Origin of the sequence: Microbacterium sp. UBA3394, assembly GCF_002358725.1 — a bacterium.
Taxonomy (GTDB): domain Bacteria; phylum Actinomycetota; class Actinomycetes; order Actinomycetales; family Microbacteriaceae; genus Microbacterium; species Microbacterium luteum.
In genome coordinates, this window is sequence record NZ_DEPK01000032.1 from 13357 (window position 1) to 38196 (window position 24840).

Sequence of the window (24840 nt, forward strand, 5' to 3'; positions counted from 1 at the left end):
TCCGCCGCGCAAGATTGTCGCCCCCACCCGGCGACAGGCCGCCGCCGCCGCGCCAGCGCGCGGACCCCGGACGATGCGTCCGGTGCGGAGCGTGGCTGCCCTCGCCATCGTCAGCGGCCTGATCGCGACGGTGGCGTTGCCCGCATACGGCGCCTGGCAGACCACAACCCCCGAGCCGCTGACCCTGCAGCAGATCGCCTCGGACAACGCCCAATCTCTCATCGTGGCGTCCGACGCGACGCAGACACAGCTCACGCGGGACAGCTACGCGGCCACCACCCAGGAGGAGATCGACCGGAAGAAGGAGGCAGAGGCGGCCGCTGCTCGCGCCCGCACCTCGACCCGCGTGGCGTCGGTGCCGTTCGACTACAGCATGGTCGCCCCCGGCAGCGGTACGGTGCGCTGGCCAGTGGGCGGCCCGTTCACCGTCACGGACCGGTTCGGCGACCGGGGCGGTGCGCACATGGGCACCGACATGGTCGCCGCCGGCGGCACCCCGGTGTACGCGTCCGTCGACGGCGCCGTCAGCGTCTCGCAGGACAGCTATGGCGGCTATGGGGTCACCGTCGTGATCGAGTCCGTCCTGAACGGTCAGCGCGTCCGCACCGTCTACCCGCACATGCAGACCGGAAGCCGACAGGTCACTGTCGGTCAGACGGTCACCGCCGGTCAGACGGTCGGGCTGGTCGGCAGCACCGGACGCTCCACCGCCAACCATCTGCACTTCGAGGTGTACATCGACGACACGGCCGTCGACTCACTGGTATGGCTCCAAGCAAACGCCGGCTGAAACCGGCATAACCCTGAAGAAGAGGACACCTACATCATGACCGGATCACTCACACTCGACGGCATCTCGCTGCTGCTGGTCTGGACCGCGATCGCTACCTACCTGCTCGCATTCATCGCCTACACCATCGACCTCGCCCGCCGCTCCGTCCCCGCCGCCGTGCCGCTGCGTGAACCGGCGCTGGTCAGCGCGGCGACGGCACCCGCGGTCACGGAGGCCTGGCAGGAACAGCACCCCGGCGCCCCCGAGCCGCGAGCATCTCAGCCGCGGCTGCTGTGGGCACGGATCGGGACGGCGCTGACGATCCTCGGTTTCCTGTTCCACCTGGCCGGCACCGTTCTGCGGGGGATCGCGGCCGGGCGGGTGCCGTGGGCGAACATGTACGAGTTCGCCCTGACCGGCACCGTCCTGATCGTCGCCGTCTACCTCGCCGTCCTGCGCCGCTACGACCTCCGCTTCCTCGGCGCGTTCCTGATCGGCATGGTGGTGCTGCTGCTGGGCGGCGCCACCATCACCTTCTACGTCGACGTCGTTCCCCTGATGGATCCGCTCAAGAGCGTGTGGCTGGTCATCCACGTATTCGTCGCATCCCTGGCCACTGCCCTGTTCGCGATCGGATGCGGCCTCTCCGTCACCCAGCTCCTGCAGGCCCGCCGCGAACGCCGCACGGCAGCCGCCTCTGCGGATGGCGCACCGCGCAGCGGCCCGCGGTTCCTGGCCACGTTGCCGCCCGCGGACGCGCTCGAGTCCCTCGCATACCGGTTTGTGATCGTCGGGTTCGTGTTCTGGACCTTCACGCTGATCGCCGGCGCGATCTGGGCCAACGACTCCTGGGGAAGGTACTGGGGGTTCGATACCAAGGAGGTCTGGACCTTCGTGATCTGGGTGCTCTACGCCGGTTACATCCACGCTCGCGCGACACGCGGCTGGCGAGGCACCCGCTCCGCGTGGCTGTGCATCATCGGCTTCATCGCGGTGCTGTTCAACTTCACCATCGTCAATATGTTCTTCAAGGGACTCCACGCCTACTCCGGCCTCAGTTGACCCCGAATAGAACCACGTTCTACTGAAACTGAAACCATCATGATGCAGTCCGGGCTGATGGTCGCCGAGTGGTTCGGGGCAATGGGGCGCACCTGGGGGGCGACACCACTGGAAGACCAGTACACCGGCGGCGGCATCGCCTGGTCGATCGGTGAGATCCCCACCCTCATCCTCGCGATCACGGTCACGATCCAATGGAGCCGCAGCGACGACCGCGAGACGAAACGCCGCGACCGGCACGCCGATCGGACGGGAGATGCCGAGCTCGACGAGTACAACGCGCGCCTACTCGACCTTGCCGCCCGAGACGCCCGCAGCCGCAGATGAGATCACCGAGAGACTCCACAGAGAAGCGCATCTGGTGACCACGAAGCAGCAGCTCGACGACCGCTATGGCCGCAGGCCCCGCCCCGCTCGCCGCCGCGCGTTCTGGATCATCGTCGGAACCATCGCTGTAGCGTCCGTTGCCGGACTGTCGTGGCTGACCATCTCCAATTCTCTCGATGACGTCGGATACGACGAGACAGGTTTCGATCTCGTCGACGCTCGCACCGTGACGGTGTCATTTCAAGCGACCCCGCCCGCTGGCATGAGCTTCGCCTGCGCGCTGCAAGCGCTCGATGAAGACTTCGGCATCGTCGGCTGGCGTGTCATCGAGTACCCCGCATCCGAGACGATCACCCGGACATTCGTCGAGACGATCCCCACCGTCGCGCAGGCCACCACCGGCACCGTTCACTCCTGCTGGGCGACCTAGCCGGAGTCCCGCCCTGCGCCGTGCTAACGGTTCTCGAGTCTGCAGCTCACGCCGTGGGCTTGTCTTCGTGGTCGATGCCGTGGTGCTCCTTGCCGCGCTCGAACGCGAGGAGCCGGAGAGCGTTGCCGACGACGATGAGCGTGGATCCTTCGTGGATGAGAACGACGGCGCCGATGTTCAGGCCGACGAAGGTGGCGATGATCAGGAAGAGGACGACGGCGAGACTGGCGATCAGGTTCTGGCGGATGATCCGGCTGGTGGCGCGGCTGAGCCGGACGGCGAAGGGGACGCGGCCGAGGTCGTCGCTCATCAAGGCGATGTCGCAGGTCTCGAGCGCGACGGTGGAGCCGGCGGCGCCCATCGCAATGCCGATGTCGGCCCGCGCCATCGCGGGCGCGTCGTTCACCCCGTCGCCGACCATCGCGATCGGCCGGTGGCTCTGGGCCAGCCGGGTGATCTTGGCGACCTTGTCCTCGGGCAGCAGCTCTCCGATGGCGGTGTCGACGCCGACCTCACGGCCGACAGCGTCGGCGACGCGCTGGTTGTCTCCCGAGATCATCACGAGCTGCCCGACATTCGCTCCGCGAAGCGCGGTGAGCACCTGGACGGATTCCGCGCGGGAGGCGTCCATGACGCCGACGAGACCGAGGAACCGGTCGCCGCGCCGCACGATCATCAACGTCTGCCCGGAGTCGCGGGCCTGTTCGTACGCCGCGTTGAGCGCAGCGGGGAGGGTGAGCTGCTGTTCGTCGAACATGCGGAGGTTGCCGACCTCCACCGTCTCACCGTCAATGGTGGCGCGCACACCCCGGCCGACGACCGCGTTCAGGTCTGTCGCTTCGACCCGGTCGGAGTCGGAGATGCGGCCGGTGAGGTCGCGGACGATCGCCGCGGCAAGGGGGTGATCGCTGAGCGACTCCACCGCGACCAGGGTCGGGATCAGCAGCGCCCCGTCGTCGCCGTCGACCGGGGCGACGGAGGTGACGCGGGGAAGGCCCCAGGTGAGCGTTCCGGTCTTGTCGAACGCTATCGCCCTAACCCGGCCGAGGGTTTCCAGTGGTGCGCCACCCTTGACGAGCACGCCGGCGCGTGCGGCGCGGGCCACCCCGGCGAGCACGGCCGCGGGGGTGGCGATCGCGAGAGCGCAGGGGCTTGCCGCGACCAGCACGGTCATGGAGAGGTAGAACGCGTCGGGGAACTGCTGCCCGAACCCGAACATCGCCACCAGCAGGGTGGCCGCGACGCCGACGATGACGGCGGGCACGTACCAGCGCTGGAACCGGTCGATGAACTGCTGGGTCGGGGACGTGGCCTGGTCGGCGGTGCGGACCAGCTCGACCACCTTGCTCAGCGTCGAGTCCGCCGCCGTGGCGGTGACCTTGACCTCGAGCACCCCCGAGCCGTTGACCGTGCCCGCGAAGACGCGGTTCGCGGCCGGCAGGGTGTCGACGGTGCGCATCGCACGCTCTGGATCGGTGACAGGTTCCTTCTCCACAGGGATGGACTCGCCGGTGACCGCCGACTGGTCCACGGCAGAGACCCCGGAGATCACGAACCCGTCCGAAGGGATTCGCGAGTTCGGACGGATCACGATAATGTCCGCGACCGCGATCTGCTCGACCGGCACCTCAACCGGCTCGCCGCCGTCACGGCGGACCAGTGCCGTGCGGGGAGCGAGTTCCGCGAGCGCCTCAATGGACTTGCTCGCCCTGCTCAGCGCGTACTCTTCCAGGGCGTGTCCCAGGCTGAACAGGAACAGCAGCACCGCACCCTCGGCCCACTTCCCGATCAGGGCGGCACCGATCGCCGCGACGAGCATGAGGAAGTCGACCTCGAACTTGCCCCGCAACGTCGAGGCGATCGCTGAGCGGAAAGTGAAGAACCCGCCGAAGAAGTAGGTGGCGAGAAAGAACACCAAGGGCAGCCCCAGCAATGGCATGCCCAGCACGAACTCCGTGATCATCCCGGCCGCGTACGTCAGGCCGGACGCGATCGCGAACCACAGCTCCCACCGAGCCGAGCCGTGCGCATGCTGCTGCACGTCGGTGGCAGATGCCGTGGTTGAAGAGGTGTTCATCATGCACCCACAGTACATCACAGTATTGTGATATGTTGTAAATGTGAATTATTATCGCGTTCGGCAGGCACAATAGTGTCCATGACACATGAGACCCTGCGCGAGGCGGCGGGCGTGCTGTCCGTAACGGAGGCCGAGCGACTTGCAGAGATCATGCAGGCTCTCGCCTCACCCGTGCGCTTGCGCATCCTGAGCGTGCTGCGCGCCCGCCCGAGCACCGTCACCGAGCTCAGCGAAGAGCTGGGGTCGGGACAGACCACCGTGTCCAACCACCTGCGACTGCTGCGCCACCCCAGCCTCGTGGTGGGCAGTCGAGACGGCCGCCACGTCCACTACGCATTGTTCGACGAGCATGTCGCGGAACTGCTGGACGAGGCTGTGGGGCATCTGTCTCACCTAGCCTCCGAATCCAAGCGGGGGTAGCGGGCCAGGTTCAAAATCTGTGCATAGGCAACGGCCAGGACTAGCCATATGCGGGACCACATGGAAAGGAACGCGGTGAGCGCGAGCGGTTCACGTCGATCCAATCGGCGGAGGTGGACGTCTGCTGAGTACGCCTACGTGGCCTTGGGACTGAATGGCCTGTGCCTGCTGATCTTGTTTTCCAACCTGCTAACCGGCAACACCTGGTGGCGGGTTGCAGTGCCGCTCGCTGTGCTGTGCCTCGTCCTCGGCGCCGTGTCAGGGTTTCAGACGAGGCGACTGAGAACGAGAGAGCGGCACGAACCCAAGACTTAGAGACGCCGGGGGCTCCGCGGTGTTCCACTTCCCCTGAACCTACTGAGCGAGTACGCCGGGAGGAGTCTGCCGGCTCGCATGAAATGCTGGGGTACGCCACCGACTCCCACTCCTTGCCTTTGTCGGCGCTGCGGATGATGCCCAGACTTGGAGCCCGAACTCTGCCGGAGTGCTCGATCCCGGATGCCCCGAAGCCAGCAGCGCTTCATCGGTCGCGACCAACCCCATCGCGTCGAACGCGAACCGCTGCATTTAGTGCAACGACAACGGAGACCAGTGCAACGAAAAGGTCGAAAATGCAACGGGAACACGTTCCCGACAAATCGTGTCGGGAACGCGGTGAGATGACACTGGATGTCACGTACAACGCGCGGCTTCGGGTGATCAGGGTCGACTTTGTCGTGACACTTTCCTGAGCAAGTCTGCTCAGTTCTGTATTCGAGTGAGTCTTCTGACCCAAAGACGCCGTCGCTCGCCGACGCAGCCCTCAACTTGACCACTGCGTCGAAGCCCAAGAGCATCGCAGAGCCTCAATGGTTGGCGGCGGTATCTTGGCGCTGAGCCTGCCGTGTACTTCACGTGTCGAAGGCAAGGTCCCGACAACAGGATGAGACAGCCGTGAATCAGGAACGCCCGAACGAACTCGTCGCAAAGCAGATCGTCGAAGCCAAGCTCGGGGTACTGCTCGTACATGCTGACACACACGGTGGCGTCGACTACAAGTCCGCCGATGGGAAGATCGCGCTCGAGGTCACGGCGGTGACCGAAGGCGGGAACAAGGGCGCTCGCGACGCTCTGAAGAAGTCGGTCAAGAAGGGCGTCCCGGGAGCCACGCTCGCGTCATGTTGGATCGTTTTTGCGCCCGAGGGACAGGCGAACATGAAGACATTCCTACAGCGGGTGCAGCCGGCACTGGTTGAACTCGAGCGCGCCGGTGAGACGTTCTTCGAACGCGAGCGGGCGGGGTTACATGTGATTCAGCGCGGGCCCCTTGCCGAGATCTATCGGCCGCTGCTCGATGCCGGTGTAGAGAGGGCGACTCATGCACCGCACAGGGTGAGCATGGAAGATCCGGATCATGTGCATGAGGTGTGGGTGACGACAGGCAGCGGAGGATCGGTCAGCGGGAGCAACGAGTCCCTGGAGCGGCTACTGGATGCTCTCAGCGACAAAACCGATAACCCGCACAAACTGGCGGCCACGGGCGCCGAGCAGCGGCATCTGTTTGTGTGGGTGAACGACGACACCTGGTACAACATCGCTCGGCCCCTGAGTAGGACGACCCCATCCTGGGCCGAAGAAGGCTGGGGCGTGCCGTCGATAGCCCCGGCTCTGGATCCCGCGATCACTCACTTCTGGGTCATGCATGAGCGATCGCGGCTCGGATGGCTTTGGGATGGTGAAACGTGGCAGGCACTTGGGCCCGAGCCTAGCGACGACCATGAATGATCACGGCAGCCTTCGCGGCCATTGGAGCTCGCTCCTTAGCGCGCACGTACCGGACTTAGATCGGATCTATTCGTCATCTGAACGGGTCTTTCCGGCGCGCGATCGCGTTTTTCGAGCCTTCAGCGCGACGCCGCACGAGAAGGTGCGGGTTGTTCTTCTCGGTCAGGACCCGTACGACACTGCTGGGCGCGCGGACGGGCTCGCGTTCTCCCAGCGGGGCCCGATCGCGAAAGACTCCGCGCTTCATCGCATATTCCTGAACCTGGAGCGTGATCCGGAGGTCTCGTTCTCCCGTCCCGTTCAAGGCGACCTCACCAAGTGGGCACACGAAGGCGTCCTCCTCCTCAACGCTGCGCTCACCGTCGTGGAGGACACAGCGGGCTCCCACCTCGCAGCCTGGAAATCGTTCACGCGTGCTGTTCTGCGTAGCCTCAGTGACCCTGGTCGCAAGATCGTGTTCATTCTTCTTGGCGGCGATGCTGTGAAGTTCGGGCTCCCTGCGCTCAAAGGCGTTCCGATCGATCGCATCATCCGCGCGGCGCATCCAATGGCGGGCTTTCCGGGCAACGAACGGCCATTTCATTCTGCTCACGTGTTCAGCGAGACGAATCTCGCGCTCCGACCTCGCGAACCTGTGGATTGGTCGCTGTGATGAGGCGCGATAGCCGTTCCGAGCGCTGGGTCAAGCACGCCTCGGCTGAGCTCCCGCGCCGAAGCGCGTGAACGGACTAGCTGACCCCTTTAGTGCGCGTCGTTCTCGCGCAGCACTGTCGGCGCTGTCAGTGAACAGGTTGAACTCCGCGACGGGGTGCCTGGTCCGATGAGACGCTTGGCGCTGGTGAATAGTTCGGAGCGCGAACCGAGGATGCCGTTAGCGCCTAGGAGCGGCTGAGGCTGCGAAGCCGACCGACGAGCTCGTCGACGTTGGGGAGCGTCTGGTCGTACCCCCAGGACAGGCGGAGCGCGCCGGCGACGCGTTCATCGCCGATGCCGCTGGCCAGCAGCACGTGGCTGGGTTCGTAGGTCTGGGATGTGCAAGCGGAGCCGTTGGAGATCGCGACGATGTCCTTGAGCGCGACGATGGCAGCCTCAGAGTCCACGCCGGGAATGGAGAAGTTGAGCGTCGAGTCGATGGTGTGCTCGAGATCACTGTTGAACTGAGGGTTCAGGGGTGTCAGCGCCTCGACGAGAAGATCTCGGGTCTCACGGGCTCGCGCGTGGCGCTGGGCGAATTCCTTGACTGCGAGCGATGATGCCAGCCCGAGTCCGGCGATGAGCGCTACGGGGAGTGTTCCGGGTCGCAGTCCGCGCTCTTGCCCGCCGCCAAACATCAAGGGGGTAAGCGGTGGGCGCTTGTACCCGCGTCTGCGGGTGAGGAGTCCGCCGATGCCCTTTGGGGCGCCGATCTTGTGGCCAGAGAACGACAGCAGGTCCACGCGGTCGTGTCGTAGCGGCGCGATGAGCTTGCCGTATGCCTGCGCAGCGTCGACATGGAAGAACGTGTCCGTTCCGCGGAGTGCGTCAGCGACCTGCTCGATGGGCTGGATGACGCCGGTCTCGTTGTTGACGGCCATCGTCGAGACCAGCAAAGTATCGGGCCGGACGAGTCGGATGATCTCTTCCGGGTCTACCCGCCCGCCGGGTCCGGGAGCGGCGAGATCGACCTCAAATCCGCGCTTCGCCAGTTCGTCGAGTGGTTCGAGGACAGCCTTGTGCTCGATGAGGGTGGAGACGATGTGCTTGCGGCCAGTTTCTTCTCCGTGCGATGCGAGGCCAAGAATGGCGAGGTTGTTACTCTCCGTGGCTCCGCTCGTGAAGATGACCTCCGCCGGGTCGCAGGCGAGCAGATCAGCGATCTCCGTCCGGGCCCGCTGCACGCGCTCCTTCGCCGTCTGCCCGAACGTGTGGGTGCGACTGCCTGCGTTGCCGTAGTCGAGGAGCATGAACTTCATGACCTCTTCGGCCACGCGCGGGTCGACTGGAGTGGTCGCGTTGTGGTCGAGGTAGGCGACCCCGGTAGCACTAGTGTCGGAGACCTCAGGCATGTTCGAAGTGTATCGGTACGGAAGCGTGTATGGACCTAGATCCGCCTCCTGTACGGACATTGTCTTCCGTACATGCCATGATAGGTTCATGGCCAGCAAGAACCTCTTAGCGACCGACGACCGTCCGGCGCCGAAGGCAAGGCCGCAGTTTGAGTACAACTTCCCGGCCATCCGCGGCATTCAAGCGGGGCGGACGTACTTCATCACGATGTGTCCGCTGCGGATGATTCCACGGCTGTTCCTCTTCGATGAGGAAGAGCTGCCGGCGGAGATGCGCGCTCAGCGCTCCCTCAACCGAGCGCGTGTACCGGAGATCGCGCGCTACATGACGGAGAACCCAGAGAACTACATCTTCTCTGCTCTCACGGCGTCGGTGGATGCCGAAGTGACCTTCGAGTCACTCGTCCCGGAAGCGTCTGGTGCAGGGGAGCGGGTGGGAACGCTCAGCATCCCGATGGAAGCGAAGTTCGTCATCAACGACGGACAGCATCGTCGTGCCGCGATCCAACAGGCACTGGCGGAGAACCCTGAGCTCGGCGACGAAACCATCGCCATCGTGCTGTTCATCGACATCGGGCTGGAACGCTGCCAGCAGATGTTCGCAGACCTGAACCGGTATGCGATCCGGCCATCTAAGTCCATCAGCGTGCTCTACGACCACCGGGACGAGCAGGCATCCGTGACCCGGCTCGTCGTCGCACAGACACCGGTGTTCCGTGACCTCACCGATTTCGAGTCGAACAATCTCGCCGCACGTTCCCGGAACCTGTTCACCCTGTCTGGGCTGCATACGGCCACCGTCGCGCTCCTGGATGGCGTCGAGGAAGAAGAGCCGGCGCAGCTTGTGGAACGCGCATCGGAGTTCTGGACCCTGGTCGCGGAGCAGTTCCCGCAGTGGCAGCAAGTGCAGCGGGCGGAGATCACCGCGGGCGGGGTACGGCAAGACTTCATCCACACGCACAGCGTCATCCTGCACGCACTCGGGATCGTCGGGAACACGTTGCTGACTGATGTCCCCGAAGACGACTGGGCGGGAATCCTCAGCCGCCTGCAGAGCATTGACTGGCGACGCAACGCGACCGACACCTGGGAGGGGAAGGCGATGACGGGCGGACGCGTTGCCAAGAACCGCGCGAACGTGCAGCTGACCAGCGACTACATCGCCGGAGTCCTCGGCCTCGACCAGACGAGCCGTACCCGGCGGATCGGAGCACACGCATGAGCACGACCATCAAGCTGCCCATTCGGCCGAAGTCCGCGTTCGACGACCTCGGGTTCAACGAGACCGTCGACGCCCTTGTCGAACAGACCAAGGAGCTCTACCTCGCAGACTCCGTCCCGTGGGTCGTCGGTTACTCCGGAGGCAAGGACTCCACCGCGGTGCTTCAGCTTGTGTGGCTCGCACTCAAGTCGCTGCCCGTTGAGCAGCGCACCAAGCCGGTGCATGTCATCAGTACGGACACGCTGGTAGAGAACCCTGTCGTCGCCGCGTGGGTGACCCACTCGCTGGACCAGATGGCGGAGCAAGCGCGTGCACAAGCGCTGCCCATCACCCCGAATCGGCTCACACCCGCCGTCGCAGACACGTTCTGGGTGAACCTCATTGGCCGCGGCTATCCGGCCCCTCGACCGAAGTTCCGCTGGTGCACCGAGCGGCTCAAGATCAAGCCGTCCAACACGTTCATCCGAGAGATGGTGAAAGCCAACGGGGAGGCGATCCTCGTCCTCGGCACCCGAAAGGCGGAGTCCTCAGGCCGCGCCGCGCGTATGAAAGCCCTTGAATCTCGGCGTGTGCGTGACCTGCTCAGCCCGAACGACTCGCTCCCGAACTGCCTCGTCTACTCACCGGTCGAGAACTGGACGAACGACGACGTGTGGACGTTCCTGATGCAGGCAGGAAACCCGTGGGGCTACTCGAACAAGGAACTGCTCACGATGTATCAGGGGGCATCGCCCGACGGTGAGTGCCCGCTCGTCGTGGACGCCAGCACACCCAGCTGCGGTGACAGCCGGTTCGGCTGCTGGACGTGCACGCTCGTCGAGAAGGACAAGTCGATGAGCGCGATGATCCAGAACGACGAAGAGAAGGAGTGGATGCTTCCGCTCCTCGAGCTGCGAAACGCGCTCGACGTCGCCGACGACCGGCACCTGCGCGACTTCCGCCGCATGAACGGCAACGTCCAGCTGTTCCACGACCGCACCATCCCCGGCCCGTACACGCAGGCCGCGCGGGAGGACTGGCTTCGTCGCCTTCTGGAAGCGCAGACATGGATCCGCGCGAACGGGCCATCGTACGTGCAAGACCTCGAGCTGGTGAGCCTCCCCGAGCTGGAGGAGATCCGCCGGATGTGGGTCGTCGACAAGCACGAATTCGAAGACAGCGTCCCGCGAATCTACGAGAACGCCGTTGGTGAGACCTACCCCGGCCGTCCCCTTGACGAGCACCTCCCGCTCGGCGCCGAGATGATGGCCGCGCTCGAAGAGGTGGCCGGGGACGACCGCCTCCATCTAGAGATGGTGCGCGAAATGCTTGACATCGAGCAGCGCCACCGCGCACAGGTGCGCCGCGCAGGTCTGTTCGAGTCGCTGAACAAGGCGGTCCGCCGCGGGTTCTACGACGACGAAGAAGACGCGCTCGAGCGCGCTCGCGCTCGCGCCGCCGCAACCGCGGGCCCCTCGGAGCCTGACCCCGTCGACGTCGCCGACGGATACGTGCGCCAGGTTCCCGCGTGATTCTGAATCGACTCACCCTCAGTAACGTCGGAACATTCGGCGGACGGCAAACCCTCGATCTCACCCCACCGGACCGCAACCACCCGATCCTGCTCATCGGTGGTCTCAACGGGGCGGGGAAGACGACACTGCTGGAAGCCATCCAGCTCGCCCTATATGGCCCGCTCATGCGCACGCACGCACGCGGAAAGGGCAGCTACGAACGGTATCTCCGCGGCCTGGTCCACCGCCACTCCGACCCCGCCAAGGGCGCCGCCATCGAGCTGGAGTTCACCGCATTTCAGGCCGGCGAAGAACACCGCTACTGGATCCGACGCAGTTGGAAACCCGCCGGCGCGTCCCTTCGCGAGATTCTCCTGGTATCCGTGGACGGCCGCCACGACCCCGTTCTCACCGACAACTGGCAAGAGTACGTCGAGACCTTCCTTCCCCGCGGCATCGCGGGACTCTTCTTCTTCGACGGCGAGCAGATCGAAGCACTCGCGGACCTGGACCGTTCCCGCGAAGTGCTGCGGTCCGCGTTGGACGCCCTGCTCGGCATGGACCTAGTGACGAGATTGACTGCCGACCTCACTGTCCTGCGCAAGCGACACCAAACCGAACAGCTGTCTTCCGCTGACCAGGACGCGCTCACGCAGCTGGAAGCCGCTCTCCACGCAGCCCGCGGGGCGGAGGAAGCTGCACTCCACACTGTCGCCGACGCGCGCACCAATGCGGCGCGCACCGACGAAGCGCTCCGCCACGCCGACGACGCCTACCGGGATGCGGGCGGACACCTCGCAGACCGACGAGAGGACGCCGAACGTGTCGCCGACGATGCCAAGAGCACTAAGCGCGGCATCGAAGACAACCTGCGCACTATCGCCGCTGGTGAGGCACCACTCCTCCTCGCCCTGCCGCTTCTCGAAGGTCTGCTGACGCAGGCGCAGAAGGAGGAGAACTCCGCGCGCGATAGCCTGCTCGTCGACGTCCTCGACGACCGCGACACCGACGTTCTCCGTTGGCTGAAGGAGTCGAAGGCCGACCCGGCCGTGATCGCCACTGTGCGCGGGAAGCTGGACGCGGACCGCTCCGGACGTGCGAGCGCCGCGGTCGTGAACATCACCGGCCTTCCCAGTGCGGCGCCCGTCTCCCTCCTCACCTCTCACTTGCTCCCCGGAACCGGTGACACCATCGCAGCCCTGCTGACCGCCCACGCGGCAGCAACGGACGCGGCCGACGAGGCTGACAGGGTGCTCGCGTCCATCCCTCACACCGACGCCCTCGCCCCGGTCGCCGCCGCTCGCGACGCCGCCGCCGACGCGCGAACCCTCGCTCAGGCCGCTCTCACTGTCACCGAGGACGCCGCCGAGAAGGCCAAGGGAAACCGCGAGCGTGCGGCAGCAGCGTACGAGAAGTCGATGGAGCGGCTCACGCAGGCAGACCTCGCCGCAGCAGACGACCGTCGAGTAGTCGAACATGTGAGCAAGGCGCAGGACACACTCGCCCGGCTGCGAGTCGCCGCAACCCGACGGCAGCTGGCACGCATCGCCGATCTCGTCCTAGAGGCGCTGCAGATGCTGCTGCGCAAGGACCGCCTCATCACAGGGGTGAGCATCGACTCAGAAACCACATCCGTCGAGCTGGTCGGCTCTGACTCGCTACCCCTCTCCGCCGGCGACCTGTCGGCCGGAGAAAGGCAACTTCTCGCGGTCGCCCTACTGTGGGGCCTTGCCCGAGCGGCGGGACAACCTCTCCCCGTCGTCATCGACACCCCACTGGGCCGCCTGGATCGGTCGCACCGCGACCGGCTCCTGGACCGCTACTTCCCCCATGCGAGCCACCAGGTGATCCTGCTGTCCACCGACACGGAGATCGACCAACCATCTCGGCAGGCACTGAACCCGTTCATCGGACGGGAGTATCGGCTCGAATTCGAAGACGGAGCGACCACCATCGTGGCCGGCTACTTCTGGGAGCGCGCATGACACTCGAACACATCCGCGTCACCCAGCAAGCTCGCGACCAACTCATCACCTTGAAGCGACGCACCGGTATCGCACACTGGAACGTGTTGTGCCGGTGGGCTCTGTGCAGGTCCCTTGCCGAGCCGAATGTGCCTCCCGCAGTGAAGCTGACTCTCGACAGCAACGTCGAGATGTCCTGGCGAACCTTCGCCGGCGACCACGGTGACGTTTACTGGGCCCTCGTCCGCTACCGGTGCCAGGTTGACGGTTTCGACCTGGACGACGAGATTCTCGCTCAGCAGTTCCGACTCCACCTCCACCGGGGAATCGGATACCTGGTCGGCGACACAACGCTCACGGACATCGCGTCACTCGCTCGAATGAGTTCCACCGCACACTGACATGCGCGTCGAGCGGCACCGTACAGCGATAAAGCGGACAGCTCTGTCTAGGCCGGTCGCCACCGCCCTCGCCGACGGCATCATCCGCGACGGGTCATCGGTCTTCGACTATGGCTGTGGTCGCGGCGGCGATGTGGACCGCCTGCACCGCCTCGGGTACCAGGCGACAGGGTGGGACCCCGTCCATCGCCCACAGGGAGCCAGGTCGCCCGCAGATGTTGTGAACATCGGCTACGTCGTCAACGTCATCGAGAACCCGCGAGAGCGACGCGCGGCTCTCACCGACGCATGGAGGCTCGCAACCCGAGCTCTCGTCGTCGCAGGCCGCACCATCGGGGAAGACCGCGCACCCGCCGGCATAGTCCACGGAGACGGGCTCCTCACTGCGCGCCGGACATTCCAGAAGCTATTCACGCACACCGAGCTTGGCGACTGGATCACCGACGTTCTCGGCGTCCGCCCATACGCTGCGGCACCGGGAGTGTTCTACGTGTTCCGTGACGACGAGGACGCGCTGACGTTCTTGCGTTCGCGGATAGCGGTCTATCGCCCACGTGTTCGCATCGACCCGCACGACGAATACGACGCTCACCGCGACGTCATCCAGCCACTCCTGGACTTCATGACAACACACGGCCGGGCCCCACGCTCCACCGAGCTCACAGACGAGCAGCGCCACGATCTCCGCATTGCGGTCGGCGGCGCCGCCCGCGCGACGCGGATCATCCGCTCCGTCACCGACGACAGCTTCTGGGAGGAAGTCGTCGTGCACCGACGCAACGAGCTGCTCGTCACACTCGCCCTCAGCAGGTTCCGCGGCGTAGACCTCCGCTCCGACCCCACGACCCGCCTGGACGTCAAGCAGCTGTTCGGGTCGGAGGACGCCGCGCACGCGGAAGCGCATCGGCTACTCCTCGCGAGCAGCGATCCCTCCATCCGCTACGTCAACGCCCTCGCATCCCCAGTCGGCAGGGTGAGTGGGACGTCGCTTTACGTGCATACCTCGGCGCTTGCGCAGACTCCCCCGGTGCTCCGAGTGCTCGACGGCTGCGCACGGCTCCTCGCTGGGGCCAGCGTCGGCGTCAATATCGTGCGCCTGTCGTTCGTGAAAGCGGAAGTGGAGTACCGCGTCTACGAAGACTTCGACCGCCACGCGCACCCGCAGATGCTCTCCTCGTCAACCGTCGCCATCGGCGACCTTGACGTGACATGGGCACGCTATCTCGACCCACGCACCCGACCCGTCCTCCACCGCAAGGAGGAGTTCGTTGCCAAGGACTACCCACGTCACGCGCTGTTCGCGGCGCTATCCCGCGCCGAGGACCGCCACGGCCTATACAGCGACCCAGCAGTGATCCGAACTGCCGGCGAATGGGATGCTGTGCTCCGCGAGCGGGGACTCAAGATCTCGGGGCACCGCCTCAGCGCTGCACCCAATTGATGTCGGGGCCAGGCGATAACCTCAACCCGTGCTCGAAATTCTGCTCGCCACGGCTCCCACTGAGACACCGCCGACCGTCGGCCTCGACGGCGGCGCTATCGCAGCGCTTATTTTCGGTCCCGCCGTTGTAGCGGCGTTCGTGAGCGGCGCCGTCACTCTGCTGGCACCTTACATTTCGCGCAAGCTGCGTCGCGACGAAGCCACCGAAGCTGCGGCTCGTGAGATGAACGTCCGCGCCCTTAACGAGTTTTACTCGCCGATCCGTGAGCTGCTGAACGAGGTGAAGGTGCTCCGCGACGAAATCAGCCGCCGCGTGAACAAGCCGAAGAACCCGGACTGGCACACCCTCGACCATGTACCCGAGATCAAGGCAGACAAGGTCTCCTGGGCACTGTTCGACGCGATGGTCCAGGTGAACCTGCGCATCAAACAGATCCTAGATGAGAAGTCCGGCCTTGCCCGTGGGGCAGTGACTGCCTCAGGTCTGTGGCGAGTACACCAGTCCTTGCTGGCGAGGGCTCTGGCGAACCCTGAGGATGTACCGTCCACCGAGCTGAGCTACTTTCCGACGGAGTTCGAGACACAGATCAACGCGAAGTTCGACGCGTTGAGCGCAGAGCTCGACGCGCATAGTGCAACCGACAAGAAGGCGAAGAAATCATGAGTCGTGACACTTGCCGGTTCTGCACGCTCCGGGACAGCGACGAAGCCGTGCGCTACGGATCCGTGTACGTCATCCCCGACGCTTACCCCGTTTCCGAAGGTCACCAACTCATCATTCCGGTACGCCACCGTACGGACGTGTTCGACCTCAGCCCACAGGAGATGCTCGACACGCAGGAGGCGCTGCACGCGCTCCGCGAAGAGCTCGGGGCGGACGGCTGGACGGCATTCAACGTCGGATGGAACGCCGGGACCGCCGCCGGTCAGACCGTCGGCCACGCGCACTGCCACCTCATCCCGCGAAAGGCTGGCGATGTCACCGACCCGGTCGGCGGTATTCGAGGCGTCATCCCCAGCCGCCGGAACTACCTCTCCGTGGCCGGCTGACGCTCGTCACCACTTCAAGCCGTCGAGGAGTTCATCGACGGACACCGCTTCTGCGCCCTTCTCGTTGTCGAGAGCTTCGATGACGAGGTCTCGCACGACAAGCGCTGCCGGCTGATGACGAACGTTGGTTTGCTCCTGGATGTACTCCAAGCCGCCGTTCGCGAACTCCTCGAAGATCCGGACCCGCTCCTCCAGTCGGCTCTCGTCCATGACCTCCGGGTCATCGACGGTGTTCACCGCGATCATGTTGATGAGCGTGTCGCTGAAAGTGCGCGCGCTCAACGTCTCGTACCTGATGGGATCCCCAGCAGTGAGGGTGAACGCGGCCCGGCGGCCCTGACGGAAACCGACAGCACCAGCAAGGAGCAGAACGTCTCGGAAGGTCGGGAAGGCCCCTTCGTCTTGGAGCTCCTTCATCAACGCTTCATGGGCGGCTGGACGCCGCATGCGGACATCTGCAGACGCGGTAGTCACTGGATCTCCTTCAGCTCGGAACGGTCATGAGAACTCTTGACGATGTACGGGTAGGAATTGCCCCTCAGCTCAATGTTGTCCGCAACGTCACCATCGCTCGTGGTGTACGTTTCGATGACTCCGACGTGGCTTACATGGGGCAGCAGCTGTTCGACGACTTTGCCGAGTCCCTGGCTCTTGCTTACGAGAACAACGAGCTGCGGCGCCATCTCTGCAAGTGCACGCGCGACCGACTCCTGGTAGTCGTCGTCGAGCGAACCGAACGCGGCATCCATGACGATGGGGTACTCGCCGGCGCCCTCGGGGGATGAGCCTTCTGCGCGCCCTTCAGTGCGAATCTGTCTGGCGATTTGAGAGACGGCCGTCACGAAGCTGAGGCTGAGGATCTGGTTCTCACCGGTCGACTTGGGCACGGGCAGCATGACCCCGTCGACTTCCTTCTCGAGTCGCAGCTCAAACCCTTCGTCAAGGATCGGCTGGTGATTCTGGTGAGTGATCTTCGCGAAGATCGACTTCAGCTCGGCATCGAGACGGCGCCGCATGTCTTCCTCGCGGATGCTGAGGATCTCTTTCAAGGCGCGCGTCACCGACTGGACGAGGTCGGAGCGCCGACGCGCCTTCTCTGCGAGCTCGTCCTCGACCGACGCCCTCGAACGGTCTCTGGTCTTCTGCTCGATCTCCCGCTCGAGACTTTGTCGCAGCACGCTGATCTGCCCGAGCCGCTGTTGGAGTCCCGCGATGCGCGTGTCCAGACCCATGGATTTGGTTTGAAGTGCTTGAACGTCCTCGGCAGGGCTGTCTTTGAGCTGCCCAGTGAGCTCGGCGTGGCGCTCCTGGAGGCGGGTGAGGCGTTCCTTCTCGCTGTCTACTCGACCGAACTGTTCAGTGAGCAGCTCTCGAAGTTCGGCGCGCGAGGAGGCGAGGGGGCGCAGCTGCCCGGACAGCTGCTGCCAGGACGTCTCGACTACCTGCAGGCCGGCCCGATGGCGCCACTCGCGCACATGCGCTGTGCCGTCTGAGTCTGCCTTGAGCTCAGCACCACAGATGCACACCCCGTCTTCGAGCAACTTGTCCACGAACTCGCGTTTGAGCGGCGCGGGCAATGCCCCCCTCTCATACAGGCCTTCGGCCATAGTCGCGGTCGAGTCTCCGAGCGACTTTGTGAATGCCTGGAAACCTCTGGTCGCGACGAGGGTTGCGCGAGCGGTCTCTGCTGCCTCTAGAGACTGCCGCGTTTCGGCGAGCTCGCGGCTTACTGCGTCCAGGGCGGTCTGGATCGGTGCGGAGTCGGCGTGCTTGCGGAGGAGACTCGCTACCTCCTCACGTTCCTCTCTGAGTGCTGCGATGTTTCGTTGGGTGAGAGCCGTTTCCTCCGCGAGCTCCTTTTCCTCTTCCTGCTTCGCGTCGATGACATCCTGGATCTCGGAGGCGCGGGCACCGCCGTATCGGCGGAGTTCGGTGGTCAGTTTCCGGTCGACCTTCGGGAGATGGTCCAGCGCACGTTCCACTTGCTCGAGGCCGAGGAGCACCTTGATGTCCTTCTGAACCTCCGCGTACGCGCTCTTCTTCACGAGGTTCTCGATGCGCTCACCGTTGAAGAAGAAGAAGCGGCTGACCCCCGGAGGCAGGATCGACGAGACCATTTCCTGTGGGGCGCCGAGCATTTCCGACGCGCCGGAGGCGCCCGTTCGCCACCCCTCGAGCTTCACGGATGCAGCACGCACTGACTGCTGGTCCGAGTCCTTTCGCACCGAGGCTGACCGCAGAATCCGATACGTCTCGCCCTCGTGTTCAAAGACGAGGTCTACTGACACCTCGACGGTGTCTCCCATCGAGGCATCCCGCCACACCTCGTCGTTGATAAGGCGTCGATGCTGCTCGACGTCATCAGACAGGGTTCCGTACAGCGCCCAGGTGAACGCGTTGAGGAAGGTGGTCTTACCGGAGCCGTTGGCGCCGAAGATCAGCGACACCGGCTTCAGCGAACTGGAGTCCAGATTGAAGGTCTGCTCGCCGGCAAACTGTCGGAAGTTTCGTAGGGTGATCCGTTGCAGCTTCACGGGAGGACCGCCTTCACGGCCGCGAGGAGTTCTTCGGTTGCGTCATGGCCTGGCAGGTGGAGCTTCGACCGTTCGATCTCAAGTGCGCGCGTGAGGAGTGCTCTCTCCTCGTCGGACAGTTCTTCGAGCACGCGTCGCTCGGTTCTGTTTTCAGGCACGTCGGCTTCCTTTCGTCGCGACCGGGGTCACATGTCCATAAGTTGGTAGCGCTCCTTGAGCGGTCGCAACACGCTGAGGGTCTCGCCATAGTTCTCAGACAGTCGAGCGAACTCGTTCGTCCGTTCAAGCTCCCGAATCAGCAGGCGTCGTTCCACATTGAAGTCCACGGGTGCGTCCGCTGGGGGGACGGCGAGGTAGTCAACGATCTCGGCGTGCCTCTTACCCTCAGCCAGCCGTAGGAGCCGTCCTCGGCGTTGGATGAACTGCCGCGGGTTGCTGCTGCTGGCGAGTAGGTAGCCGATTCTGGCGTCGGGGATATCTACCCCTTCGTCCAGGCACCGCATGGCAATCAGGGCTTGGAGGTCCGTTCCTGTCGCGAATCGGCGCATCAGGGCTTTGCGTTCTGTGCGTGGCGTCTCTGAGGTGTACTGGTGTGCGGCGAGGCCGAGGTCTCGGCCAACCAGACGCAACACATCCTGGAGCTGGTTGGGTCCTAGTTCTTCGCCGGGCGGTGCGGGCCGGGAACCCTCCGCGCAGTAGACGAGCTGGAAGTGTGCGTCGCGCCGTGCCGCGACGTCCGTCCTGACCGCGCCGAGTTTGCCGGCGGCGTGACCCAGAATGCCCGCACGCTGCCGCAGGAGGTATCCCAGGGTCGCATCCGAGTCCGGCTTCTCCGGATCACTTCCCATTGCCATTCGCGTGGCGATCTGCGCGGTGAGATCGACGTAGAACTGAGTTTCCTCGTAGTCCAGTTCCACGAGCCTCGGCCGATAGTGGTAGCGGGTGAGCGCCCCCATCTCGATGGCATGTTCCATGTCCAGCTCGAACACCACATCACCGAAGTAGTCGACGAGAGCATCGGTACCCTCTTCATCGAACCAACGTTCCGGCGTGGCGGACAGCGCCAGCCGATAGGCGGCGTTGTCGGGGAGGCTGCTGCGGTACGCGACCGATCCAAGGTTGTGTGCTTCGTCGGCAATCACCAGCAGGGGAAGAGTCATCCGCTGCAAGATCGACTGGAACCGTTCACCGGCAAAGGAACTGTTGGTCGCAACGAGTGCGACCACCGGTCGGCGTCCGAGCCGAGCCGCCGCGAGCTGCTCTTCAACCAGGGGGAGCCACGTCGCGCTCGATTCGTAGACCGCGATGGGCCGGACCCCGAAGTCCTCGACTTCGGAGATCCACTGATCAACGAGGTGCTGGAGTGGCGCGACGATGAGGACTACCAACGGGTCCTCGCGCCTGCGAAGAACCTGGCTCAGCTGGGTTGCCGCAATCATCGCGGTTTTCGTCTTGCCGGTACCGGTGGCCATCTTCAGCATCCCACGACCGCGGTTACTCAGCCAGCTCTCGACGGCTTGCTTCTGATAGGCGCGGGGAGCAAGCCACGTCGGGATCTGAAGTTCGACGGGCGCGGTCTCGACCACTCGCGGTGTGAGCGCATGCTCGGACGCTTCCAGCTTTCCCGACGGTCGTCGCTGGCCGATCTCGATTAGCCGTTCACGCGCAACGTCTGGGAAGTATTCGACACTCAGCCCCGGTGTCTGGTTCGCCCAGAGCATCCCGAAGTCGGCCTCGAGACGCAGCGCCCGCTCTCCGTCCCCTTCGTACCATCCGGGATACACCTCGACTGATTCGAAGTTGGCGAGAAGGCCCCCGAGGGTTTCGTTGCTGCTTCCGGTGAAGCCGACGACATCTCCTTCATGGTCGCGGAATATGCCGAGCTTCTCGTGGTAGATCCCGACGCGACCTTCGCTCTGCACGAACGCCAGTTTGATTTCGAGTCGACCCTCTGCAACGAACCGTCCAAGCTGCCCGAGACCGTCGAGGAGCGTGTCAGGTTGTTCGTCCGTCAGCTCGCGAAGAGCAGCGCGTTCGATAACGGCGCGGAGGTCGTACCCGCGCTCGATGTCGGTGATGTCGTCGCTGTTGAGGTTCGGCGAAGCGATGAGCTGCATACGCCCGCCTCGTTCGGCGAACTCTTGGAGACCGCGCGAGTACAACGCGAGGCTGGTTGATGAGAAGTATCCGACCGCGCGCTTGTACACCGATGCGGCCGAGAATGCGGGCAGATAGAAGGACGCCACGACGTCCTCCATACCGCTGCGGTAACGCGTCGAGAAATTGATGGACCGCAGACCCCTCAATCGCGTCACAGGAGGTCCATGATGTAAGACACGTCCGGTGCGGCAGCAGAGATTACGGCCTCCTCTGCCCCGGGATCCAGTTCGTGCCGCTGACCGACGAGTATGTCTGCGATGTCGTCGTCGCCCCGGCTACGGAATACGTCAACCACGCTGACGAACGGTGTACTCGGGTCCTGATTTGCTGCCAGCGCCACACGCTCCCACACGTCTCCCGTGTTCTCGGGTGCCCCGATGAGCGCGAGAAGGTCGTGCGTCGGATCGCCCGTCTTTGCGCGTACTGCCTCGAAGTCGAAGACTCGGTCGATGCTAACGGTCAGGAAGGCGTCCGTGTTTGCTTCGACATCAGCATCCAGGAGAAACCGTCGGATGCTGCCGAAGGAAGGCTGAAGCCCCGTCCAGGCGATGACCTGTGGTCCGAGTCGTGAGTCGAGCTGGAGGGTGGTGCCGGCGCCGATGTCTAGTAGGTTCGCCATCGCGGTCGGCGCGACAAAACCACTGCCTCGGAGGTGGTCTGGCGACACGGTGATCCGGTACGCCCAGCCGTTGGGGCGTCGGAACAGGCGGCGCGTGCGCTCCGGCGGCTTGTCTGCCGTTCTGCTCGAGCGCATGGTTCGCACGGTGCCCTCGACGGTCTCGAATGGAGCAGCGTTCGCGTAGGCGATGACGCTGCTGGCGCTGACGGAGTATCGTCCGGTAATTCGCTCGACCAGTTCGTCGAGATTAGCTTCGCCGCCGTTTCCGGCGAGGTGCTCCCGGATCACGGAACGGATCCCGCCGTAGGAGCCCAGACCCCACTCCTTCAGCCCCCATAGTTCGCGGTCCACCCGTTCGAATCGCTCGTCCTGGCTCATCGCATTTCGGAGGGAGCCTGCGGTGCGTTCAAACGCGAAGCGTTCAACAATCGCTGGCAGGCTCATCGGACTTCCAACGATGGACAGCACGGCGGCGCCGTAGTCACCGACGGACCGAGTGCGCAGGAGCACGAAGTCGCCGTCGATGATGTATCCACACCGGGTCAGCCACGCCTTCGCCGCGCTATCGGTGTCAGTCGGGGACGAGACCGAGACGAGGTTCAGCTCAGAAATTCGGGCGACACCGTACGCGTCGGCGGACTCCGTTATTAGCGCGAGTGTCGCCGCTTCCGCGGCGGCCATCGATGGGGACACCCGCCAACCGTCGATGATCTCGTAGGCGTCGTCCAGCTGATCTAGAACACGCCACGCCGGCTGGTCAGCGCTGGGTACCGTCTCAGCCAGGGACGGATACGCGTCGAGCAGATCCGAGAGCGGACGGATGGTTCCAGTGGATGAGGAAATTGACGCGGCGACCTCTGCAAGCCCCTCCGACTCGGACACCGCGGTCAGGAGTGCTCCGCGGGCCTTGCCCTCGATCTGGCGCACGCGCTCACGAGTAACGCCGAACTGCCGCCCTAGGTCCTCCAGAGTCATCGGAGTCTCACTGAACAGTCGTACTTTCAACACCTCGAGGGCTCGCGGCTCCAGGCGCGTGAGCGCGTCGTTCAGGACGGCAGAGAGCGACTTTGCGCGAGCATCTGCGTCGATATCCCTCAGGCGGATCGCGAGGAGCCTCTCGGCTGCATCTCTCACCCCACCTGGGGCGGAAGAGAGCGTAGACAGGTCAAGGAGCGCGTTGTTATCTACTCCGATGAGGGCGCACCAGTCCGCGATGCGTTTGACGTCGTGAGCTACCTTCTGCAGCCAGTGGTCGTTGGGGAAAGTGATGTCTGCTTCGGCTGCCGTCGGCACACCGGCGCTCATGACGGACGGGGACGATGACGTCGACGCCTGAACGAGTCGGGCAAGGACGCCGTTGATGGTCCCCGCTCCGATGCCACGCCATCCCATGAGCGACTCAAGGAACTCGTTCGCTAGCTCCCCGGTCGTGAAGATTCCATGCCGGCTCATTGAGTTTGCGGCCCTCGTTGGCAGGTCGAGCGTGGAAAGCTCGATGTCAGGAGGAAGGCTGGGAAGGATCTGACCGATGGTCCAGTGGGTCAAACGCTCGCCTGCGAGCTCGGCAATGACTCCGGCGAGCCGCTCAGCGGTCTCCTCGTCCGCAAGCTCAACGGGTGAGCTCCACACCCCGTCAGCAGCGCGGGCGATTGCTGGCAGCCACGGGAACGCGTCCAACCACGTCGACCCCGACCGTGACGAGCTCGATTCGTCGAGCGTCTCGAGCATGTCGTGCTCCTCCCAAGTGCCCTGCCAGATCATTTATATCCGGGTGCCCGACACGCGGGAGTCAGCGATTCGCTCGATGGGGTTCTCGACATGGGCCACGAGTTACACCGTAGCGGCGCCGGGGATCGCTGCTGGGCGGGCTTCGCAGTGGCAATTCGGAGACGCGTGCTGACGATAGCGAGCGGTGGTCGGTGCCGCTCCAAGAACCTCACCGTGAGCCGCCGACTACCTCGATCTCGATGGCCTCTATGACGGGTCCCAGCCCGCCGAGTGCCAGCACGTCAATAGGGCGCGCTCCATCCAGATGTGCGTTGGCGCTCGTCAGCCAGACGTCGATGGCGGGATCGGTCCAGAGTGCCGACAGTCGCTCTCGGACCGCCTCGACGTCGGACGCGATGGCTTCCGCCATGAGGTCACGCCCGAGTCGCGCGGCATCCTGGCCGGACGCTGCTTCGTCGCTGCCGTCGCTCATAGGCCGAACCTATCGAACACGAGGCGGCGTCGACAGGCTCGTAGTCGCCTGACGTCGTCCGACGCGGCTGTCAGCGGGCAGTGAGGTCAGGCGTGCCGTCCGGGAGGAGGTCGTCGAGCGGAACCTTCAACACCTGTGCGATCGCGAGGAGGGTCATCAGTCTGGGGTTGGAGGTGCGCTCGGGGCTCGACCGGCCGCGCTCGAGCTGTTGGTACGTGTAGCGGCTGAGGTTCGCCTCGTACGCGACGCGGTCTTGGCTATATCCGCGAGCGATCCGAAGGCGGTGGATGTTCGCACCGATCTCGGCGACATACGCGTCCCAACCGGACTGAAAGGCCAGAGGACTACGCACCTTCTCAGGCTGACGGCGAGGCCTGCCCGCGATGGCTCGATCTATCTGGCATTCTGCTTGTATGGCGACGCAGCTCGTCGAGGTCGAGTCCTTTCAGATGGCCGTCCGCGATCCCTTCCTCGAGGCGCTGATCAGTGTTGTCTCCGAGCCGAACGGCTCGTCCACAGCGCAGCAGGCATTTGAGACGACGCGGGACTGGTGGGACAAGCACTCGGACGGCCCAACCGTCGCTGAGCTGCTCGAGGCGATGTTTGAACCGGCGGACTGGCTGAGTGTCATCGCCGACCACAACAGACCGATCGCCGCACAAGAGGCGCAGCTCGAGCTCATGCGCAGTTGGCTTCTGCTCTACTGGTGCAGGCTCGGGGCGATCAGCTTCGTCGCCGGGGTCGACTTGGTCGTCCGACCCGGCGCCGCTTTCCCCGTTGGCGGTGTAGCGCAGCCCTCCAATGAGCTGTGCGTGTCCAACGCCCCGTTGGACAATTGAGCAGCAGCGCTCCTGGC

At 64.6% G+C, this 24840-nt stretch carries 23 protein-coding genes and 1 pseudogene; 15 read left to right on the top strand and 9 right to left on the bottom strand.

The window, feature by feature from the left end:
* The first annotated feature begins 91 nt into the window (after window positions 1–91).
* The 4 genes and pseudogenes from B4E30_RS01745 (at window position 92) to B4E30_RS01760 (ending at window position 2591) form a co-directional block, all read left to right on the top strand.
* Complete coding sequence (locus tag B4E30_RS01745) at window positions 92–790, top strand: M23 family metallopeptidase (RefSeq protein WP_286793236.1); 699 nt, start codon at window positions 92–94, stop codon at window positions 788–790.
* A 36-nt stretch (window positions 791–826) separates the two neighbouring features.
* On the top strand, window positions 827–1834 hold the full coding sequence (gene ccsB / locus B4E30_RS01750) for a c-type cytochrome biogenesis protein CcsB (protein WP_194384199.1): 1008 nt from the start codon (window positions 827–829) through the stop codon (window positions 1832–1834).
* 36 nt (window positions 1835–1870) lie between these two features.
* Window positions 1871–2161: pseudogene (locus B4E30_RS01755) on the top strand (cytochrome c oxidase assembly protein); the annotation flags it as partial.
* A 34-nt stretch (window positions 2162–2195) separates the two neighbouring features.
* Complete coding sequence (locus tag B4E30_RS01760) at window positions 2196–2591, top strand: DUF4307 domain-containing protein (protein WP_194384200.1); 396 nt, start codon at window positions 2196–2198, stop codon at window positions 2589–2591.
* Between the two features lie 46 nt (window positions 2592–2637).
* On the opposite strand, the gene B4E30_RS01765 is transcribed toward B4E30_RS01760, so the two are convergent.
* Window positions 2638–4671 carry a heavy metal translocating P-type ATPase gene (locus B4E30_RS01765; RefSeq protein ID WP_286793237.1) on the bottom strand — a complete coding sequence of 678 codons (2034 nt, stop codon included), beginning with the start codon at window positions 4669–4671 and terminating at the stop codon, window positions 2638–2640.
* 78 nt (window positions 4672–4749) lie between these two features.
* Here B4E30_RS01765 and B4E30_RS01770 point away from each other — a divergent pair, with 78 nt between their 5' ends.
* The 3 genes from B4E30_RS01770 to B4E30_RS01780 all read left to right on the top strand — a co-directional run bounded on the left by B4E30_RS01770 (window position 4750) and on the right by B4E30_RS01780 (window position 7507).
* Window positions 4750–5091, top strand: a complete 342-nt coding sequence (locus B4E30_RS01770; protein ID WP_194384202.1) for an ArsR/SmtB family transcription factor — start codon at window positions 4750–4752, stop codon at window positions 5089–5091.
* Window positions 5092–6024: 933 nt separating this feature from the next.
* Window positions 6025–6855 carry a hypothetical protein gene (locus B4E30_RS01775; protein ID WP_286793238.1) on the top strand — a complete coding sequence of 277 codons (831 nt, stop codon included), beginning with the start codon at window positions 6025–6027 and terminating at the stop codon, window positions 6853–6855.
* On the top strand, window positions 6848–7507 hold the full coding sequence (locus B4E30_RS01780; RefSeq protein WP_286793239.1) for a uracil-DNA glycosylase: 660 nt from the start codon (window positions 6848–6850) through the stop codon (window positions 7505–7507). The genes B4E30_RS01775 and B4E30_RS01780 overlap by 8 nt, the downstream gene beginning before the upstream one ends.
* A gap of 226 nt (window positions 7508–7733) precedes the next feature.
* Here B4E30_RS01780 and dndA read toward each other — a convergent pair whose 3' ends face one another.
* Window positions 7734–8900, bottom strand: a complete 1167-nt coding sequence (gene dndA / locus B4E30_RS01785) for a cysteine desulfurase DndA (protein WP_286793240.1) — start codon at window positions 8898–8900, stop codon at window positions 7734–7736.
* 88 nt (window positions 8901–8988) lie between these two features.
* Here dndA and dndB point away from each other — a divergent pair, with 88 nt between their 5' ends.
* Genes dndB through B4E30_RS01820 form a run of 7 tightly spaced genes read left to right on the top strand, consistent with a single transcriptional unit; the run spans window position 8989 to window position 16471 of the window.
* Window positions 8989–10122 carry a DNA sulfur modification protein DndB gene (gene dndB, locus B4E30_RS01790; protein WP_286793241.1) on the top strand — a complete coding sequence of 378 codons (1134 nt, stop codon included), beginning with the start codon at window positions 8989–8991 and terminating at the stop codon, window positions 10120–10122.
* Entirely contained in the window at window positions 10119–11633 is a 1515-nt protein-coding gene (gene dndC, locus B4E30_RS01795) for a DNA phosphorothioation system sulfurtransferase DndC (protein WP_286793242.1), read from the top strand. Before dndB ends, dndC begins: the two co-directional genes overlap by 4 nt.
* On the top strand, window positions 11630–13600 hold the full coding sequence (gene dndD / locus B4E30_RS01800) for a DNA sulfur modification protein DndD (RefSeq protein ID WP_286793243.1): 1971 nt from the start codon (window positions 11630–11632) through the stop codon (window positions 13598–13600). The genes dndC and dndD overlap by 4 nt, the downstream gene beginning before the upstream one ends.
* Window positions 13597–13980, top strand: coding sequence for a DNA sulfur modification protein DndE (dndE, locus tag B4E30_RS01805; protein WP_286793244.1), 384 nt, complete (start codon window positions 13597–13599; stop codon window positions 13978–13980). The genes dndD and dndE overlap by 4 nt, the downstream gene beginning before the upstream one ends.
* A gap of 1 nt (window position 13981) precedes the next feature.
* Complete coding sequence (locus B4E30_RS01810) at window positions 13982–15421, top strand: DNA phosphorothioation-associated putative methyltransferase (RefSeq protein WP_286793245.1); 1440 nt, start codon at window positions 13982–13984, stop codon at window positions 15419–15421.
* 28 nt (window positions 15422–15449) lie between these two features.
* On the top strand, window positions 15450–16085 hold the full coding sequence (locus tag B4E30_RS01815; protein ID WP_286793246.1) for a hypothetical protein: 636 nt from the start codon (window positions 15450–15452) through the stop codon (window positions 16083–16085).
* Window positions 16082–16471: an HIT domain-containing protein gene (locus B4E30_RS01820; RefSeq protein ID WP_286793247.1), complete on the top strand. Its 390-nt coding sequence runs from the start codon at window positions 16082–16084 to the stop codon at window positions 16469–16471. Before B4E30_RS01815 ends, B4E30_RS01820 begins: the two co-directional genes overlap by 4 nt.
* 6 nt (window positions 16472–16477) lie before the next feature.
* On the opposite strand, the gene B4E30_RS01825 is transcribed toward B4E30_RS01820, so the two are convergent.
* From B4E30_RS01825 to B4E30_RS01855, 7 genes are all read right to left on the bottom strand, one after another.
* A complete protein-coding gene (locus B4E30_RS01825) occupies window positions 16478–16918 on the bottom strand; it encodes a DNA phosphorothioation-associated protein 4 (RefSeq protein ID WP_286793265.1) in 441 nt (146 codons plus the stop codon).
* 23 nt (window positions 16919–16941) lie between these two features.
* The gene (locus B4E30_RS01830; protein ID WP_286793248.1) at window positions 16942–19005 is read right to left on the bottom strand and encodes an AAA family ATPase; all 2064 of its coding nucleotides are present in this window, start codon (window positions 19003–19005) and stop codon (window positions 16942–16944) included.
* Window positions 19002–19163 (bottom strand): hypothetical protein, encoded by a 162-nt coding sequence (locus tag B4E30_RS01835; RefSeq protein WP_286793249.1) that lies wholly within the window; start codon window positions 19161–19163, stop codon window positions 19002–19004. Before B4E30_RS01835 ends, B4E30_RS01830 begins: the two co-directional genes overlap by 4 nt.
* Window positions 19164–19190: 27 nt before the next feature.
* Complete coding sequence (locus B4E30_RS01840; RefSeq protein WP_286793250.1) at window positions 19191–21251, bottom strand: DEAD/DEAH box helicase family protein; 2061 nt, start codon at window positions 21249–21251, stop codon at window positions 19191–19193.
* Window positions 21252–21316: 65 nt separating this feature from the next.
* Complete coding sequence (locus B4E30_RS01845) at window positions 21317–23512, bottom strand: sigma factor-like helix-turn-helix DNA-binding protein (protein ID WP_286793251.1); 2196 nt, start codon at window positions 23510–23512, stop codon at window positions 21317–21319.
* Between the two features lie 208 nt (window positions 23513–23720).
* Window positions 23721–23984 carry an antitoxin Xre/MbcA/ParS toxin-binding domain-containing protein gene (locus B4E30_RS01850; RefSeq protein WP_286793252.1) on the bottom strand — a complete coding sequence of 88 codons (264 nt, stop codon included), beginning with the start codon at window positions 23982–23984 and terminating at the stop codon, window positions 23721–23723.
* A 70-nt stretch (window positions 23985–24054) separates the two neighbouring features.
* Entirely contained in the window at window positions 24055–24336 is a 282-nt protein-coding gene (locus B4E30_RS01855; RefSeq protein ID WP_286793253.1) for a helix-turn-helix domain-containing protein, read from the bottom strand.
* A 61-nt stretch (window positions 24337–24397) separates the two neighbouring features.
* Here B4E30_RS01855 and B4E30_RS01860 point away from each other — a divergent pair, with 61 nt between their 5' ends.
* A complete protein-coding gene (locus B4E30_RS01860; protein ID WP_286793254.1) occupies window positions 24398–24823 on the top strand; it encodes a hypothetical protein in 426 nt (141 codons plus the stop codon).
* The last annotated feature ends 17 nt before the right edge of the window (window positions 24824–24840 follow it).

Bases quoted from the DNA above. Each gene is read 5' to 3' on its own strand.
- B4E30_RS01780 (WP_286793239.1), top strand. From the start codon at position 6,848: ATGAATGATCACGGCAGCCTTCGCGGCCATTGGAGCTCGCTCCTTAGC.
- B4E30_RS01820 (WP_286793247.1), top strand. From the start codon at position 16,082: ATGAGTCGTGACACTTGCCGGTTCTGCACGCTCCGGGACAGCGACGAA.
- dndB (WP_286793241.1), top strand. From the start codon at position 8,989: ATGGCCAGCAAGAACCTCTTAGCGACCGACGACCGTCCGGCGCCGAAG.
- B4E30_RS01825 (WP_286793265.1), bottom strand. From the start codon at position 16,918: ATGCGGCGTCCAGCCGCCCATGAAGCGTTGATGAAGGAGCTCCAAGAC.
- B4E30_RS01765 (WP_286793237.1), bottom strand. From the start codon at position 4,671: ATGATGAACACCTCTTCAACCACGGCATCTGCCACCGACGTGCAGCAG.
- ccsB (WP_194384199.1), top strand. From the start codon at position 827: ATGACCGGATCACTCACACTCGACGGCATCTCGCTGCTGCTGGTCTGG.
- dndE (WP_286793244.1), top strand. From the start codon at position 13,597: ATGACACTCGAACACATCCGCGTCACCCAGCAAGCTCGCGACCAACTC.
- dndC (WP_286793242.1), top strand. From the start codon at position 10,119: ATGAGCACGACCATCAAGCTGCCCATTCGGCCGAAGTCCGCGTTCGAC.
- B4E30_RS01770 (WP_194384202.1), top strand. From the start codon at position 4,750: ATGACACATGAGACCCTGCGCGAGGCGGCGGGCGTGCTGTCCGTAACG.
- dndA (WP_286793240.1), bottom strand. From the start codon at position 8,900: ATGCCTGAGGTCTCCGACACTAGTGCTACCGGGGTCGCCTACCTCGAC.
- B4E30_RS01810 (WP_286793245.1), top strand. From the start codon at position 13,982: ATGCGCGTCGAGCGGCACCGTACAGCGATAAAGCGGACAGCTCTGTCT.
- B4E30_RS01850 (WP_286793252.1), bottom strand. From the start codon at position 23,984: ATGAGCGACGGCAGCGACGAAGCAGCGTCCGGCCAGGATGCCGCGCGA.
- B4E30_RS01860 (WP_286793254.1), top strand. From the start codon at position 24,398: ATGGCGACGCAGCTCGTCGAGGTCGAGTCCTTTCAGATGGCCGTCCGC.
- B4E30_RS01845 (WP_286793251.1), bottom strand. From the start codon at position 23,512: ATGCTCGAGACGCTCGACGAATCGAGCTCGTCACGGTCGGGGTCGACG.